The organism is Pedococcus sp. P2_A3 (assembly GCF_056405035.1).
This window is the reverse complement of sequence record NZ_JBFUCW010000018.1, coordinates 36,524-52,607: the sequence shown is the minus strand read 5'-3', so window position 1 is coordinate 52,607 and position 16,084 is coordinate 36,524. Positions and strand designations below refer to the sequence as shown.

14 protein-coding genes are annotated in these 16,084 nt (G+C 71.5%); 8 read left to right on the top strand and 6 right to left on the bottom strand.

Going from position 1 to position 16,084, the window contains the following annotated elements:
* The first annotated feature begins 9 nt into the window (after positions 1-9).
* From nirB to AC1DX8_RS14910, 4 genes are read left to right on the top strand one after another with little or no spacing between them, the layout of a single operon-like run.
* A complete protein-coding gene (gene nirB / locus AC1DX8_RS14925) occupies positions 10-2,589 on the top strand; it encodes a nitrite reductase large subunit NirB (protein WP_477630758.1) in 2,580 nt (859 codons plus the stop codon).
* Entirely contained in the window at positions 2,586-3,014 is a 429-nt protein-coding gene (nirD, locus tag AC1DX8_RS14920; protein WP_477630715.1) for a nitrite reductase small subunit NirD, read from the top strand. The genes nirB and nirD overlap by 4 nt, the downstream gene beginning before the upstream one ends.
* Positions 3,011-4,222: a uroporphyrinogen-III C-methyltransferase gene (gene cobA / locus AC1DX8_RS14915; RefSeq protein ID WP_477630714.1), complete on the top strand. Its 1,212-nt coding sequence runs from the start codon at positions 3,011-3,013 to the stop codon at positions 4,220-4,222. Before nirD ends, cobA begins: the two co-directional genes overlap by 4 nt.
* A gap of 20 nt (positions 4,223-4,242) precedes the next feature.
* Positions 4,243-5,334, top strand: a complete 1,092-nt coding sequence (locus tag AC1DX8_RS14910; RefSeq protein ID WP_477630757.1) for a uroporphyrinogen-III synthase — start codon at positions 4,243-4,245, stop codon at positions 5,332-5,334.
* Between the two features lie 18 nt (positions 5,335-5,352).
* On the opposite strand, the gene AC1DX8_RS14905 is transcribed toward AC1DX8_RS14910, so the two are convergent.
* Complete coding sequence (locus tag AC1DX8_RS14905; protein WP_477630713.1) at positions 5,353-7,254, bottom strand: bifunctional metallophosphatase/5'-nucleotidase; 1,902 nt, start codon at positions 7,252-7,254, stop codon at positions 5,353-5,355.
* Between the two features lie 122 nt (positions 7,255-7,376).
* On the bottom strand, positions 7,377-8,642 hold the full coding sequence (locus tag AC1DX8_RS14900) for a homogentisate 1,2-dioxygenase domain-containing protein (RefSeq protein WP_477630712.1): 1,266 nt from the start codon (positions 8,640-8,642) through the stop codon (positions 7,377-7,379).
* A 248-nt stretch (positions 8,643-8,890) separates the two neighbouring features.
* Between AC1DX8_RS14900 and AC1DX8_RS14895 the strand changes: the two genes are divergently transcribed.
* Genes AC1DX8_RS14895 through fahA form a run of 3 tightly spaced genes read left to right on the top strand, consistent with a single transcriptional unit; the run spans position 8,891 to position 12,254 of the window.
* Entirely contained in the window at positions 8,891-10,054 is a 1,164-nt protein-coding gene (locus AC1DX8_RS14895; RefSeq protein ID WP_477630711.1) for a papain-like cysteine protease family protein, read from the top strand.
* A 54-nt stretch (positions 10,055-10,108) separates the two neighbouring features.
* Positions 10,109-10,975 (top strand): hypothetical protein, encoded by an 867-nt coding sequence (locus AC1DX8_RS14890; RefSeq protein ID WP_477630710.1) that lies wholly within the window; start codon positions 10,109-10,111, stop codon positions 10,973-10,975.
* Between the two features lie 37 nt (positions 10,976-11,012).
* A complete protein-coding gene (gene fahA, locus AC1DX8_RS14885; protein ID WP_477630756.1) occupies positions 11,013-12,254 on the top strand; it encodes a fumarylacetoacetase in 1,242 nt (413 codons plus the stop codon).
* Positions 12,255-12,288: 34 nt separating this feature from the next.
* Here fahA and AC1DX8_RS14880 read toward each other — a convergent pair whose 3' ends face one another.
* Both AC1DX8_RS14880 and hppD read right to left on the bottom strand, forming a co-directional pair.
* A complete protein-coding gene (locus tag AC1DX8_RS14880; RefSeq protein ID WP_477630709.1) occupies positions 12,289-13,245 on the bottom strand; it encodes an RDD family protein in 957 nt (318 codons plus the stop codon).
* Positions 13,246-13,394: 149 nt separating this feature from the next.
* Entirely contained in the window at positions 13,395-14,648 is a 1,254-nt protein-coding gene (gene hppD, locus AC1DX8_RS14875; RefSeq protein WP_477630755.1) for a 4-hydroxyphenylpyruvate dioxygenase, read from the bottom strand.
* A gap of 135 nt (positions 14,649-14,783) precedes the next feature.
* Between hppD and AC1DX8_RS14870 the strand changes: the two genes are divergently transcribed.
* Entirely contained in the window at positions 14,784-15,257 is a 474-nt protein-coding gene (locus AC1DX8_RS14870; protein WP_477630708.1) for an Lrp/AsnC family transcriptional regulator, read from the top strand.
* Positions 15,258-15,349: 92 nt separating this feature from the next.
* Here the strand turns inward: AC1DX8_RS14870 and AC1DX8_RS14865 are convergent, their stop codons facing one another.
* Both AC1DX8_RS14865 and AC1DX8_RS14860 read right to left on the bottom strand, forming a co-directional pair.
* Entirely contained in the window at positions 15,350-15,559 is a 210-nt protein-coding gene (locus AC1DX8_RS14865) for a dodecin (protein ID WP_477630707.1), read from the bottom strand.
* 69 nt (positions 15,560-15,628) lie between these two features.
* The gene (locus AC1DX8_RS14860; RefSeq protein WP_477630706.1) at positions 15,629-16,021 is read right to left on the bottom strand and encodes a DMP19 family protein; all 393 of its coding nucleotides are present in this window, start codon (positions 16,019-16,021) and stop codon (positions 15,629-15,631) included.
* Between the last annotated feature and the right edge of the window lie 63 nt (positions 16,022-16,084).

Genomic DNA, 16,084 nt, shown 5'->3' with positions numbered 1-16,084 from the left:
GTGGCCGCCATGGTCCAGCCCACGTCTCCGCGCCAGCTCGTCGTCGTCGGCGGTGGCATGGTCGCGCGCCGGCTGGTGGACGCCCTGCGCTCCCGCGACGTGGCCGGTGGGTGGGCCGTGACGCTGCTCTGCGAGGAGCCGCGTGCCCCCTACGACCGCGTGGCCCTCACGTCCTACTTCACCGGACGCGACCCCGACGACCTGGCCCTCGGCGGCCAGGAGCTCTGGGACGACCCGCTGGTGACGTTGCGCCGCGGCGTCGCCGCGACCTCGGTCGACCGCGCCGGCCGGACGGTCAGCACCTCCGACGGCCGCGTCCTGCCCTACGACTCGCTGGTGCTCGCCACCGGCTCGTATGCCGCCGTGCCCCCGGTCCCGGGCAAGGACCTGCGCGGGGCGTTCGTCTACCGCACCATCGACGACGTCGCGGAGCTGCGCTCCTACGTGGAGGGCCTGCGTGCCGAGGTGGACCGGCCCCTGCGCGGGGCCGTGGTCGGCGGTGGCCTGCTCGGGCTCGAGGCTGCGGGTGCGCTCACCGCCCTCGAGGTCGACACGACCGTCGTCGAGTTCGCGCCCCGCCTGATGCCCCTGCAGGTCGACGAGGGTGGCGGCGAGGCGCTGCGGCGGCTGATCGAGTCGCTGGGGGTCACCGTCCGCACCGGCACCGCCACCTCGAAGATCGTGGGGAAGCTGGGACGGGTCTCCCGCATGGAGTTCGCCGAAGGGCCCCCACTCGACGTCGACGTGGTCGTCTTCGCCGTGGGGGTCCGTCCACGCGACGAGCTCGCCCGCGAGTGCGGTCTCGAGGTCGGCGAGCGCGGTGGCGTCGTCGTCGACGACTCCTGCGGCACGGCCGACCCGGCGGTCTGGGCGGTGGGCGAGGTGGCCTGCATCGGCGGTCGCACCCTCGGCCTCGTCGCACCCGGCTACACGATGGCCGAGGTCGTGGYCGACCGGTTGCTCGGCGGCGAGGGCACCTTCCCCGGTGCCGACCTGTCGACCAAGCTCAAGCTCCTCGGGGTCGACGTGGCCTCGTTCGGCGACGCCTTCGCCGCAGAGCCCGGCGGGCTCGAGGTGGTCATCTCCGACCCCGTCGCGGGCGTCTACAAGAAGCTCGTGATGTCGGATGACGCCCGCACCCTGCGCGGCGGCATCCTGGTCGGCGACGCCAGCGCCTACGCCGCGCTGCGCCCGATGGTGGGGCGTGCGCTGGGAGGCGACCCGGCGGCATACCTGCTGCCCGAAGGGGCGGCGCCGGCACCCGCTGGCGACCTGCCCGATGACGCGGCGGTGTGCTCCTGCAACAACGTGACGGCCGGCGCCATCCGGTGCTCGGTGACCGACGGCGGCTGCACCGACCTCGCCGGGGTCAAGGCCTGCACGCGCGCAGGCACCAGCTGCGGCTCCTGCCTGCCCCTGGTCAAGCGCCTGGTGACGACCGAGCTGGAGAAGTCGGGCATCGCGGTGAGCACTGCCCTCTGCGAGCACTTCGAGCTGTCCAGGGCCCAGCTCTTCGACGTCGTCCGCGTCCAGGGACTCACCACCTTCAGCGAGATCATCGCGCGGCACGGCACCGGCCGCGGCTGCGACATCTGCAAGCCGGTCATCGGGTCGATCCTGGCCTCGCTCGGCACCGGCCACATCCTCGAGGGCGAGCGGGCGTCGTTGCAGGACACCAACGACCACGTCATGGCCAACCTCCAGAAGGACGGCTCCTACTCCGTCGTCCCCCGCATCCCGGGCGGCGAGGTGACCCCCGAAGGGCTGATCGCCATCGGTGAGGTGGCCAAGGACTTCGGGCTCTACACCAAGATCACCGGTGGCCAGCGGATCGACCTGTTCGGGGCACGGATCGAGCAGCTGCCGAAGATCTGGAAGCGGCTCGTCGACGCAGGCTTCGAGTCCGGGCACGCGTACGGCAAGTCCCTGCGCACGGTGAAGTCCTGCGTGGGCTCGACCTGGTGTCGCTACGGGGTGCAGGACTCTGTCGGGCTCGCCATCGCGCTGGAGCTGCGCTACCGGGGGCTCCGGTCGCCGCACAAGCTGAAGCTCGGGGTGTCGGGCTGTGCGCGCGAGTGCGCCGAGGCCCGCGGCAAGGACGTCGGGGTGATCGCGACCGACCACGGCTGGAACCTCTACGTCGGGGGCAACGGCGGCTTCACGCCACGCCACGCCCAGCTCCTGGCCGAGGACCTCGACACCGAGACGCTGGTCCGGACCATCGACCGGTTCCTCATGTACTACGTCCGCACCGCCGACCGCCTGCAGCGGACGGCAGCCTGGCTGGAGGAGCACGAGGGCGGGCTCGACGCGGTGCGTGCGGTCGTGCTCGAGGACGCGCTGGGCATCGGCGCCGACCTCGACCTGGCGATGGCCGGCCACGTCGACGGCTACGAGGACGAGTGGGCCGCCGCCCTCGACGACCCCGAGACCCTGCGCCGCTTCGGGTCCTTCGTCAACGCGCCCGACCAGCCCGACGACACGCTGGCCTACGTCAGCGAACGTGGCCAGCCGCGACCGGCCACGGAGTCGGAACGCTCCGATGGCGGCGTGCTGATCGCCGGCACGACCCTGGAGGTGCGGCGATGAACCTGCGCGCGGAGGGCGAGGCGGGCGTCGCCCTCGTGGTCGAGCCCCAGACCGAGGACGGGTCGGCTGTGACGTGGCACCAGGTGTGCCAGCTGGCGGACCTCTCCCCGGAGCGGGGCGCGGCCGCCTTCCTGGACGGCGTGCAGGTCGCGGTGTTCCGCACCCACGACGACCACGTGTATGCCGTGCAGCAGCTCGACCCCTACAGCGCGGCCAACGTGATGTCCCGAGGCATCGTCGGCAGCCGTGGGGGCGTGCCGACGGTCGCCTCCCCGATGTACAAGCAGGTCTTCGACCTGCGCACCGGCGAGTGCCTCGACGCGGTGGGCAAGGAGCCGCAGCCGCTGCGCTCCTACCCGGTGGAGGTCCTCGACGGCGTCGTGAGCATCGCCCTCCCGGTCTCCCCCGGGGACGGTGCGGGATGACGACGCTGGTCGGCCTGGACGTGACCGGCCGCCCGGTCGTCGTGGCCGGCGGGGGGCCGGTCGCGGCCCGTCGGGCCACCGCCCTGGCGCAGGACGGTGCGGCCGTCACGGTCGTGGCACCGCAGCTCTGCGAGGACCTGGTCGACGCCGTCGCCGACGGCACGGTCACGTGGGTCGACCGGGAGGTCACGGAGGCAGACCTGGCAGGCGCCTGGCTCGTCCACGCGGCTACCGACGACGCCGGCGTGAACGCCCAGGTCTCGCGGTGGGCGACCGATGCGCGGGTGTGGAGTGTCTGCGCCAGCGACACCGAGCTCGGGACCGCGCGCACCCCCGCCACCGCCGAGCACGCCGGCCTCCTCGTCGGCGTCGTGTCGACCGGCGCACCCGACCCCCACCGCGTCAGGTCGGTGCGCGACCAGCTCGAGCGCAGCCTGCAGTTCGGTGACGTCGACCTGCGCGCCCGACGTCGGCGGGAGCCCCAGGGGCGGGTGGCGCTGGTCGGCGGAGGCCCGGGCGCGGCCGACCTCATGACCCTCCGGGCGCGTCGCCTGCTGTCCGAGGCGGACGTGGTGGTCACCGACCGCCTGGGTCCGACCAGTGTCCTGGCGGACCTGCCGACCGACGTCGAGGTGATCGACGTGGGCAAGACCCCCGGCCGGCACGCCGTCACGCAGGACGAGATCAACCGCGTCCTGGTCGAGCAGGCCCAGAGGGGGCGTCAGGTGGTGCGCCTCAAGGGTGGCGACCCCTTCCTCTTCGGCCGCGGCGGCGAGGAGGAGCTCGCCCTGGCTGCCCACGGCATACCGGTGGAGGTGGTGCCGGGCGTCAGCTCGGCCCTCGCGGCCCCGGCCGCTGCGGGGATCCCCGTGACGCACCGCGGCACGGTCGCCGCCGTGCACGTGGCGCACGGCCACACGCGGCTCGACGACACCGCGGTCGGGGCAGTCGTGCGCGGCGAGGCGACCCTCGTGGTGCTGATGGGGATCAGCCTGTTGGCCGACCACGTGGCACGCCTCGTCGCAGCCGGGGCGCCGGAGCAGGTGCCCGTGGCCGTGGTGCAGGACGCCAGCCTGCCGACGCAGCGCGTCACCCGGGCCACCCTCTCGACGATCGTCGCGACCTGCGCCGACCAGCAGGTGCGCGCCCCGGCGGTGGTCGTCGTGGGCGCCGTGGCGGCCGAGGGCTTCCTGGCGGCTCCGCCGTGAGCACCCGGCTCGGCCAGGTGATGGCCGGCTGCGTCGTGCTGGTGACCGCAGACCGCCGGTCCGGCGAGCTGGCGTCCGCCCTGACCCGGCGCGGTGCGATCGTCCGCCACGCACCCGCCTTGAGCATCGTGCCGCACGAGCACGACGACGAGCTGCTGGCGCACACCCGGCAGCTGCTCGACGCTCCGCCCGACATCGTGGTGATCACGACAGGCATCGGGTTCCGGGGCTGGGTGGAGGCCGCCGACGCGGCAGGTCTGGCCGACCAGCTCGTGCAGGTGCTCTCCCGGGCGCGGGTCATCGCGCGCGGCCCCAAGGCCCACGGGGCGCTCCAGGCCGCGGGGCTCCAGGCGGACTGGGTGGCCGAGTCGGAGACGAGCGCGGAGATCCTCGACCTGCTCCTCGCCGAGGGGGTGGCCGGGCAGGTGGTCGCGGTCCAGCACCACGGCGCGGGAGCTGACGGCCTCGACACCGAGCTGGCCGCCGCCGGCGCGACGGTGCGCAGCCTCGTCGTCTACCGCTGGGGGCCACCACCCGACCCGGTGGCCCTCAAGCTGTCGGTCCTGGCCGCCGCGGACGGCGAGATCGACGCCGCGGTGTTCACGTCCGCACCCGGCGCCGCGGCCTGGCTCGCCGAGATGGACTCCCAGGGGGTGGGCTCCGCGATCGTGGAGCGGATCGGCAGCGGGGCCATGGTCGTGGCAGCGGTCGGTCCGATCACGGCAAAACCGTTGCAGGACAGGGGCATTCAGCCGATCATCCCCGACCGCGGGCGTCTCGGAGCCCTGGTCCGCACCCTGGTCAACCACTACGAGCAGGCCCAGACCTCCGCGGTCCAGACCACCGCCGGGCGCCTCCAGGTCAGACGCACCGTGGCCCTCCTCGACGACCACGTCCTCCCGGTGTCACCCAGTGGGCTCGAGGTGCTCCGGGTGCTGGCCGAGGCCGGCGGCGAAGTGGTCACGCGCGCCCAGGTGCTGTCCGTCCTCCCCGGCGACTCGACCGACCCGCACGCTGCGGAGGTCGCCATCGCGCGCCTGCGCGAGGCCGTGGGGCACAAGGGAATCGTCAAGACCGTGGTCAAGCGTGGCTACCGGTTGACCACGACCTGACCGACCCTCAACGACCCCTCAGTGGCGACCGCCCTCGGCCGCACCCTCGACGACGACGGGCTGGCCGTTGGAGACCAGCTTCCAGTCGTACGTGGTGAAGGTGGTCGGGTCGATCACGCCCTGCTCGGTGGTCCAGTCGATGAGCAGCTGCCGGATCTCGACCTGGGCGTTGTAGAGGACCGGTGCCGTGGTCACGCCCGGGAAGCCGCCACCGCCGGACTGGCGGTAGTTGTTGATCGCGATGACGAACCCTGCCGTCGGGTCGAGCTGCTGCCCGGCGTAGGTGAGGTTGGTGATCCGCTGACCCACCGGCTGGGCGATGTCGATGTCGTAGGCCAGCGACGCGTCCAGACCGCCCATGATGTCGTAGTTGTAGTCCGGGATCGGGCTGCCGGTCGCGGGGCTGGTCGCGCCGGTCACGTCGCCCGGGGCGAACGGCCCCGTGCCGGTGACGGTCTTGAAGTAGGCCGCGGAGTACTCCAGGTACGCCTTGACCTGCGCGCCGGTGAACCGGATGCCGAGCAGGGTGTTGTCGTAGATGTAGAGCCCCGCGACGTCGCGGACGGTGACGTTGCCGGCTGGGATGGCGGCGTCCCGGTTGAAGGGCGCGGCGATCGACAGGACCGGCAGCGACTCGTCGGGCGTGCCGGCCAGGGCTGCCTTCACGGCGCCGGCCTGCACGTGGTTGATGAAGTCGATCGCCGCCGTGTCCTCGAAGCGCGCGGTCGCGGCCGACATGGCCAGGGTGCACGTGCCGATGACCGAGTTGACGTAGGTGCGCACCACGGCGTGGTCCTCACGCACGAGCTCGGCCACGTCCGGGTCCTCGGGGACCGTGTTGGCGTTGAGCAGGGTCGCCCCGGAGCGGGTCAGGGTCCAGCGACCCTTGGCGAACTCGAGGTCGAAGTCCATGACGGCCAGCCGCATCCCCCACTTGAGCGGCTCGGTCAGGAGCACCGTCTTGCCCGGCGTGACCTTGCTGGGCACCGGCAGCTGGATGATCTCCTCGTGGGCGTGCCCCACGAGGACGGCGTCCACCCCCGCGACCTCCTCGGCGAGCTGGCGGGACGCGTTCTCCGGGAACGGCAGGGCGTTGCCGTACGACGAGCCGGGCTTCGCGCCCGAGTGGCACGAGACGATGACGAGGTCGCACCCGGCCTGCTTCAGCCGCGGGACCATCACCTTGGCCTGCTCCACGATGCCGGGGAACCGGACCAGGCCCTCGACGTTGGCCTTGTCCCAGATGGCGACGCCGGGCGTCACCAGGCCGAGGATGCCGACCTTGACGGGCCGGCCCCCGCTGACCTTGAAGGTGCGGATCACGTAGGGCTTGAAGATCGGGGCCCCGCTGGTCCAGTCGACCGAGTTGGCGCTCAGCAGGGGGAAGGTGCACTGCGACTCAAAGGCTCGCAGCGTGTCGAGCCCGTAGTTGAACTCGTGGTTGCCCAGGGCCGCCGCGTCGTAGCCGATCGCGTTCATCGCCTTGGCCATCGGGTGCTTCGACCCGCCGGTGATGGGGTCGACCTTGGCGTAGTAGTAGGCCAGCGGCGTGCCCTGGATCGTGTCGCCGGCATCGAGCAGCAGGGTGTTGTCCTCGCCGCGTTCGGCTCGGACCGCGCTGACGAGCGTGGCGATCTTGGCCAGGCCGATGTCGTTGTGGGCCGAGTCGTCGTACTCGAGGTCCTTGAAGTAGTCCCAGTTCAGGGCGTTGCCGTGCGTGTCCGTCGTGCCCATGACCGTCAGCCGGAACTGGGTCGGCTGCTTCGTGCGGGGGCTGCCTGCCTCGGGCACCGCGTCGGCACGCGGCGCACTGGCGAAGAACGCGGCCCCCGCGCCTCCGACCACCGCGAGCGCGAGCATCTCGCGACGGCTCTTCTCCTGCTGGACCAGGTCCTGAACGGCGGTGCGGGCGGACGTCACGGTTGCCTCCAACGACAAGTGGCCGGGAGCGGGGGTGGTGTCCCGGTGCGCGTGCCCCGTCGTCGTCGACGGGGTGGGTCTTTCACCCTAACGCGGTCGACCGGTTCCCGACCACGCTGCGGTCAGCCGATGCTGTAGTCGGAACCGTCGTTGCTGCGGCCACGGCTCCACGACCACGCGTACGTGCCGTCGTCCACGGCCCGTCCACCCTCACCGAGCTCGAGGGGTCGGAAGGTGTCGACCATGACCGCGAGCTCGTCGAAGTACTCGACGCCGATGGACGCCTCCGAGGCGCCCGGCTGGGGGCCGTGTGCGTGGCCACCGGGGTGCACCGAGATCGAGCCCTTGCCGATGCCGGAGCCCTTGCGCGCCTCGTAGTCGCCGTCGACGTAGAACATGATCTCGTCGCTGTCGACGTTCGAGTGGTAGTACGGGACCGGGATCGACAGCGGGTGGTAGTCGACCTTGCGTGGCACGAAGTTGCAGATCACGAAGTTCCAGCCCTCGAAGACCTGGTGCACCGGCGGTGGCTGGTGCACCCGACCCGTGATCGGCTCGTAGTCGCGGACGTTGAACGCGTAGGGGTAGAGACACCCGTCCCAGCCCACGACGTCGAGCGGGTGGAACGGCAGGGTGTGGACGGTCCCCACGATCCCGCCCGGTCCGTTGCCGCGGTGCTTGATGTAGACCTCGGTCTCGTCGTCGGCCTTCGCACCCACGTCCTCGGCCAGCAGCGGACCGGCCGGTGCCCGCAGGTCGCGCTCGCAGTAGGGCGCGTGCTCCAGCAGCTGGCCGTACTTCGACAGGTAGCGCTTCGGCGGGGCGATGTGGGAGTTCGCCTCGATGCAGTAGGCGCGCAACGGGTCCTTGGTCGAGCGCTTCGGGATCCACCGGTGCGTCGTCGCGCGGGGAATGACGAGGTAGTCGCCCTCGGCCACGTCGAACGCCCCGAACACCGTCTCGACCCGCGCCCTCCCGCGCTCGACGTAGACGCACTCGTCGCCGATCCCGTTGCGGTACCAGGGGCTGGGCGCCCCGGCCACGGCATACGAGATGCGCACGTCGCCGTTGCCGAGGACGAGGCGACGGCCGGTGACGACGTCGGTGTGCTTGACCTCCTTGGCCTCGAAGAGGTCGTGCAGCTTCAGGTGCCGTGGCATCAGCGGGTGGTTGGGCGTCGTCGACAGGTCGCCGATCGTCCACTCCCGCGCGCCCGCGACCGTGGAGGGGATGTTCCGGTGGTAGAGCAGCGAGGAGTCGGAGGAGAAGCCCTCCTCCCCCATCAGCTCCTCGTAGTAGAGCTCGCCCTGCCTGCCCCGGCCGGCCGGTCGGCGGTGCTGGGTGTGCCGCTTCGGCGGGATGTTGCCCTGGTGCTGGTAGAACGCCATCGCTCACTCTCTCGTCCGGGTGGGGCGAGCATTGCACGACCGGCGGCCACCACGACACCTCGGGTGGACGACGCCCGTCGGCGGTCGTGACAATCCACGCCAACACAGGCAAGTCGGACCTACCTGCCCCCGCAGCGGTCTACGACAGGTGGATGAGCCCATCCGGGCCGTTCGGGACGAGACTGGACCAGCCCCCACACCCCGCCGGCCCGACGCCGGGCGGGTCGACTCCGAGGGAGGGCACGACGATGAGCACACAGGAATGGGTCGCGGCGACGTCCCGGCCGTACAGCTCGCTGATCTGGGACCTGGACTGGTGGGGCACGCTCTTCAAGTCCAGGCAGCTGAACTTCACGATGCAGGCGCAGACCCAGTCCAACTGGTGCTGGGCCGCCACGTCGACGTCGGTCTCGCACTACTACTGGTTCTGGAGCAGCTGGACCCAGTGTCGGGTCGCGAACGCCGAGCTCGGTCGGACCGATGCCTGCGACACACCGGTGCCCAGCGCCTGCAACGTACCGTGGTGGCTCGACAAGGCACTCACCCGCACCAACAACTTCGTCAGCATCACCGGCCCTGCGTCGTTCTCGTCCGTGAAGGCCGAGATCGACGCCGGTCGACCGGTGGGCGCCCGGATCGGGTGGAGCGGCGGTGGCGGGCACTTCATGTGCATCTACGGCTACACGACGTTCCTCGGGCTTGAGTACTTTGACATCGACGACCCGATCTACGGAAAGTCGCACCTGAGCGTGAACGACTTCTCCACCAACTACCAGGGCTCCGGCACCTGGACCCACACGTACTACACGAAGAGGTACTTCAGGTTGCCGATCATCCCGATCCTCGTCGAGGAAGCCGTGCTGCGGCGGATCTGGGAGGTCCGTCCCCTGCTCAAGCTCAAGCAGGAGGTCAACCCCGAGGTCGCCCGCGCATCGGCCTCCGACACGACGGCCTCCCTCGGCCTGGCGCAGCGCGTCTACACCGTCGGCCTCGACACCCTCACCAGCCGCAAGAAGGACGCCGGCCCGGTCGCGTCGGGCCTGCGCGTCTACGAGACGGTGGACGGCGTCCCCCAGGCCTACTACGACGTCGACGACGACCAGCAGGGCACCATCCGCCAGATGTCGGCGTCACCCACCCACCTCGAGCCGTTCGTCCGGGCCCTGGAGGGCGCGGTCGCCCAGGCGGAGGGCCAGGAGCAGAGCTGCGAGCTGCGGCTCTACCGCGTGCCGGCCCTCAACTTCGAGGCGCTGTGGCTCAGCTACGAGGACGCCAAGAGTGACCAGCTCGTGCCGCTGACCGCGGTCGGGCCGCTGCCCACCGGCGAGCCGGTGGCCTTCGCCGAGGCGCTGACCGCGCTGCGCGAGGCAGCCCGGCCACTCGCCGACATGGACGACACGATGGGCGCCTGATCCCGGCCCACCCGCACGAACAGGGCCGGCCCGACCGCGGGTAGCCTCACCGCCATGACATCGCTGTCGGACGCCGTGGCCGACCGCCCGGCCGAGCCGGCCCTGTTCGCCCGCCTCGTCGACGACGCCGCCGTCTTCCCCCCGGGCAACGCACCGCTCGCCGACGCCGTGCGTCTCCACCACCTCCACCGCGCCAGCGGGTATGCCGCGTGCGTGGGTCCGCTGCTCGTCCCCGCCTCCGCCGCACCCGACCTCGTCGGCCTGCTCGCCGGCCCGCTCGACGGGGCGCGGCTGCGGGTCGGGGTCATCGGGCGACCCGGGACCCCGGGAGCGGAGGTGGCCGATGCGGTCGCGCTGCTGCGGCAGGCCGCCAGCGTCGAGGTCGTGGGCGTGGAGCTCGGGTGGACGCCGCAGTGGAGGGCCACGGACTTCGCCGGGCTCGCTCGCACGCTCGAGGTGCCGCGCGGCCCCGAGCAAACGGCCGCGGTCGCCGACATCGCGGCCGATGCTTGCGATTCCGTTGCCCTGCAAGCGAAGTTCCGCACCGGGTCGACCCCCACGTGGGCCTGGCCCGACGAGCTCGAGCTGGCGACCTTCGTCCGCACCGCCATCGACCACGACCTCGGCTTCAAGCTCACCGGCGGGCTCCACCACGTCGTCCGCGGCACCCATGACGGCCAGGAGCAGCACGGCCTGCTCAACGTCCTGGTGGCGGTGCGCTGGGCGCTCAACGGCGAGGAGGTCGACGAGCTCGTGCCGATCCTCGCGGAGCGCGACCCCTCCGTCCTGGTCCCCCAGGTGACCCGCATGAGCGCCGCGGACGCGGCCATCGTGCGGGCCTTCTTCACGGCATACGGCTGTTGCGAGGTCACCGACCCGCTCGGCGAGCTGACCACCCTCGGCCTGATCCAAGGAGCCTGACATGTCCTCCCCCACGGCGTCCCCCGCCACCACACCCATGCAGACGTGGCTCGACCTGCCCGCCGGTCACCCGTACGGCCCGGCCCACCTGCCCTACGGCGTCTTCTCGACCGCAACCACCGCACCGCGGGTCGGCGTGCGGATCGGCGACTGGGTGCTCGACGCCAGCGAGGTGGCCCGGATCGGTCGCGACGCCGTCGGCGTGGGCGAGGGCCCTGACCTCACTGCGGCGTGGGAGCAGCCGAGCCTCAACGCGTTCCTCGACCTGGGCCACGAGGCCTGGACCGTCGCCCGCGGGTGGCTCGTCGAGATCCTCACCGACGACGTCCACGAGCGGGCCGTCCGGCCGCACCTCGTGCCGCTCGACGACGTCACGCTGCACCTGCCCATCGAGGTCGCCGACTACGTCGACTTCTACGCCAGTGAGCACCACGCCACGAACGTCGGGCGCATCTTCCGCCCCGACTCCGAGCCGCTCACCCCGAACTGGAAGCACCTGCCCATCGGCTACCACGGGCGGTCCGGCACCGTCGTCGTCTCCGGCACCGACCTCGTGCGCCCGCAGGGGCAGCGCAAGGCCCCGTCCGACCCGGCGCCGACCTTCGGGCCGAGTCGCAAGCTCGACATCGAGGCCGAGGTGGGCTTCGTCGTGGGCCGCGGCACGCGACTGGGCGAGCCGGTGGACGTCGGCGTGGCCGCCGAGGAGCACCTCTTCGGTGTCGTCCTGCTCAACGACTGGAGCGCTCGCGACCTCCAGGCCTGGGAGTACGTCCCGCTGGGGCCGTTCCTCGGCAAGTCGTTCGGCACCTCGGTCAGCGCCTGGGTCACCCCGATGGCTGCCCTGGCCTCGGCCCGCGTGCCACTGCCCGGTCAGGACCCTGAACCCCTCCCCTACCTGCGTGGTGGATCCGACGCGGTGTTCGGGCTGGACCTGCACCTCGAGGTGGAGTGGAACGGCACCGTGGTCGCCCGCCCCGAGTTCCGTGACATGTACTGGTCACCGGCCCAGATGCTGGCCCACCTGTCCGTCAACGGAGCCTCGATCCGCAGCGGCGACCTGTTCGGCTCGGGCACGGTCTCCGGCGCCACCAGGGAGAGCCGCGGCAGCTTCCTCGAGCTCTCGTGGAACGGCACCGAGCCGGTGCGGCTCGAGGACGGCAGCGAGCGCACCTTCCTCGAGGACGGCGACACCGTGGTGCTGCGTGCGTCGGCCCCCGCGTCGGACGGCACCACCCTCACCCTCGGCGAGGTCACCGGCACGATCCGACCCGCCCGCTGACCACCGGGGAGAGCCCGGCCGCGGTCTCGACGGCCTAGCTGCGCTTCGGCTGCTTGCCGACGACGACGTTCGTCTGCGCGACCTTGTCGTGGAGCGCCTGCTTGCGCTCGTCCCAGAGCGGCCACACGAGGTCGAGGAGGCGGGCGAGCCCGGCGACGGTGCCGATGAGTGGCACGAGCTGGAGCACGAAGAGGGCGACGGGCAGGGCCAGCCGGCGGAGCACGACAGCACTGGGGGGCGGACCGGGGCGCTCGCGCAGCCGCACGCTGATCCCGGTGGCCATCTTGCCCGGGGTCTGACCCGAGCGGGTCAGGAAGAAGTACTGGTAGGCGGCGAAGACCACGATGGAGACGGCACTGAAGTACATGAGCTGGGTCGAGTCGATGCTGTTCATCACCGAGTTGAAGTCCGGCTGTCCCCCGCCCTCGACCGTGTTCATCATCGAGGAGACCTCGTCGAAGTACCCGGTGAACGCCCGGACCAGGAAGTACGACCCCAGGAGGCCGGCGATGAACGTCTGGAGCATCCAGTCGAGGACGAACGCCCCGACGCGCTGACCGAAGCCGGCCAGCGGCTGGCCGTCAGGCGTGGTCGCCACCCGCTGCATCCCCGGGTAGGCCGGGGCGTTCCAGGCCCCCGGCTGGGGCGCACCGGGGAACTGCGGGTGCTGCTGGCCCGGCTGGGGCACCGGCGGGGCCTGCCAGCCACCGGTCACGGGAGGCTGGGCGGGCGGTTGCCCGGGAGCCGGAGCGTGGCCCTGGGCCTGACCCTGGGCCTGACCCTGGGCCTGACCCTGGGCCTGACCCTGGCCCGGGTACTGCGGCGGGTGCCCCTGCCCCGGGAACTGCTGCTGACCGGGCTGCGCGGCCGCGGAGGTCGGGCGCGTCGAGCGCGGTGTCGTGTGCTTGCTCCAGACCACGCCGTCGAAGTACCGCAGCTGGGTGTCGTCCTCGGGGTCGTCGTACCAGCCGGGAGTCGTGGGCGTGCTCATGCCTCAAGCCTCTCACGCTGCGGGGGACTCTCCTCCCACCGCGCCACACCCTCGCCGAGTGCCGTCCGCACGCGCCGGCGCCGGTATGCCGGGTGGTGACCACCCGGCATACCGGCGCCGTCGTGAGGTGCTGCGTCGTGCGGTGCGGCTCAGAGGTTGCCGCGGGCGTCCTGCTCTCGCTCGATGGCCTCGAACAGCGCCTTGAAGTTGCCCTTGCCGAAGCCGAGCGAACCGTGCCGCTCGATGATCTCGAAGAAGACCGTGGGACGGTCGCCGAGCGGCTTGGTGAAGATCTGCAGCAGGTAGCCGTCCTCGTCGCGGTCGACGAGGATCTTGCGCTTCTGCAGCTCCTCGATCGGGGCGCGCACCTCGCCGATGCGGGCACGGAGCTCCGCGTCCTCGTAGTACGAGTCCGGGGTATCGAGGAACTCCACGCCATTGGCCCGCAGCTCGTCGACGGTGCGCAGGATGTCGTTCGTGGCCAGCGCGAGGTGCTGGGCGCCGGGGCCGTTGTAGAACTCGAGGTACTCGTCGATCTGGCTCTTGCGCTTGGCGATCGCCGGCTCGTTGAGCGGGAACTTGACCCGGTGGTTGCCGTTGGCCACGACCTTGGACATCAGCGCGGAGTAGTCGGTGGCGATGTCGTCGCCCACGAACTCGGCCATGTTCACGAACCCCATGACCTTGTTGTAGAAGGTCACCCACTCGTCCATCTTGCCGAGCTCGACGTTGCCGACGATGTGGTCGAGGGCCTGGAAGAGACGCTTGGGCGCACCCTCTCGCTTGACCCACGTCGACGACTTCGCGACGTAGCCCGGCAGGTAGGGCCCGTCGTAGCGGGAGCGGTCGACGAGGGTGTGGACCGTCTCGCCGTAGGTCGCGATCGAGGCGATCCGCACCGTGCCGTGCTCGTCGGTGACGTCCTCGGCCTCGCGGACCACGCGAGCGCCCGCCCGCTTGGCCTGGGCGACGCACTTGTCGACGTCGGGGACCTCGAGGGAGATGTCGACGACCCCGTCGCCGTGCTTGGCGTGGTGGGCGATGAGGGGGCTGTCAGGGCTGACGGCGCCGTTGATGACGAACCGGATCGAGCCGGACTTCAGGACGAACGACTTGTGGTCGCGCTGGCCGTTCTCGGGGCCGCTGTAGGCGACGAGCTCCATGCCCCACGCGGACTGGTAGTAGTGCGCGGTCTGGCTCGCGTTGCCGACGACGAAGACGATGGAGTCCCACCCGGTGACCGGGAAGGGGTCCTTGCTCTCGTCGTACTCGACGAGGCCGACGAGCTGCTTGAGCTGCTCGATGTCGAGGTTGGCCTCGCGCTCCTGCGGCGTCAGGTCCAGGGCCGTGTCGGTCGCCGTGTCGGTCGCGGTGTCGGTCGCAGTGTCCGTGGCGGTGTCCATGGCGGTGTCCGTGGCGTGAGTGGTCATGCGTGCAGGGTGCCGGGTTGGCCCGACGGTGTGCAACCGTCGAGCCCTGGTCTGCACACTCTGCGCAGACTGCTGGCTCAGTTCCCGGTTTCAGTGGACAATGTGCCCATGAATCTCGACGATCTCGATGGCCGGTTGATCACCGTGTTCAGCGAGCAGCCCCAGATCGGCGTGCTCGGGGCCTCGCGTGAGCTCGGGGTGGCTCGCGGCACGGTGCAGGCGCGGCTCGACCGGCTGGTGCAGCACGGGGTCATCAGGTCGTGGGCGCCGCAGGTCGACCCTGCTGCGATGGGCTACCCGGTGTCGGCGTTCTGCACGCTCGAGATCCGCCAGGGCCGCGGCCACTCCCCCGTCGTCGACCACCTGTCGGGCATCCCGGAGGTGCTGGAGGCGCACACCATCACCGGCTCCGGTGACCTGTTCATCCACATCGTCGCGCGCGACAACGCCGACCTCCAGCGGGTCATCGACGCGGTGGTCGACGACGAGCACGTCGTCCGCGCCAACACCGCGATCTCGCTCGCCACCCGCATCCCGCTGCGGACCCTCCCGCTGGTCCGCTCGGCCGCCAGCAGCAGCTGACCCTCACCACTTCTGGCCAGTAGTGCCGCACCAGCAGCCCAGACAGGGGGTCGCGTGGGGCACTGGTGGCCAGGAGTGCGCTGAGAGGGGGCTCAGTCGTCGAGCCGGAAGCCGAGCTTGACGGTCACCTGCCAGTGCGCGACCGAGCCGTCGGCGATCTGGCCGCGGACGCTCTGCACCTCGAACCAGTCGAGGTTGCGCACCGTCTTCGCCGCCTGCGTCACGGCGTTGCCGACAGCGGCTTCGATGCCGTCGGGCGAGGTGCCCACGACCTCGGAGATGGAGTACACGTGGTTGGCCATGGCCTGCTCCGTCCTCGGCGGCCGGGCGGGCGCCGTTGCCGTCACGCTAGCGCCCCGGGGCAGGACCGCCTAGACCCCCGAGAACGCGTGCGGGTCGGTGCTCAGCCTGGCCCGGAACGCGCTGTCGAGCGCTGCGTCGTCCTCGATGGCCTCGTCGTAGTGGTCGTCTGCCGACAGGTCGAGGGCGCTCGCGCGTCCGGGGTCGTCCAGCGCACCGTCGGCGATCGCACGCCGGACCTCGGCGATCGCCTCCGAGGCTGCCGGCACGTGCAGCCACCGGTAGCCGGCCTCCGCGGCGTCCAGCTCCTCGTCGGTCAGGTTCTGCACGGCCTCCAGCACACCCCCCGACATGGCGGAGCTGTGCAGGAGGAGGGCAGCGGCCAGGGCCCGGTCGCCTTCGCCGGGGGTCGGGCCGCCGGACTCCAGTGCCGCGCGGTTCCAGATGGTGTCAGCCAGGTCCATGACCGCAGCATGTCACCTGTTCCTGCGCCCGTCGCGCAGAGCACCCGCCGGTTCGATGTAAAC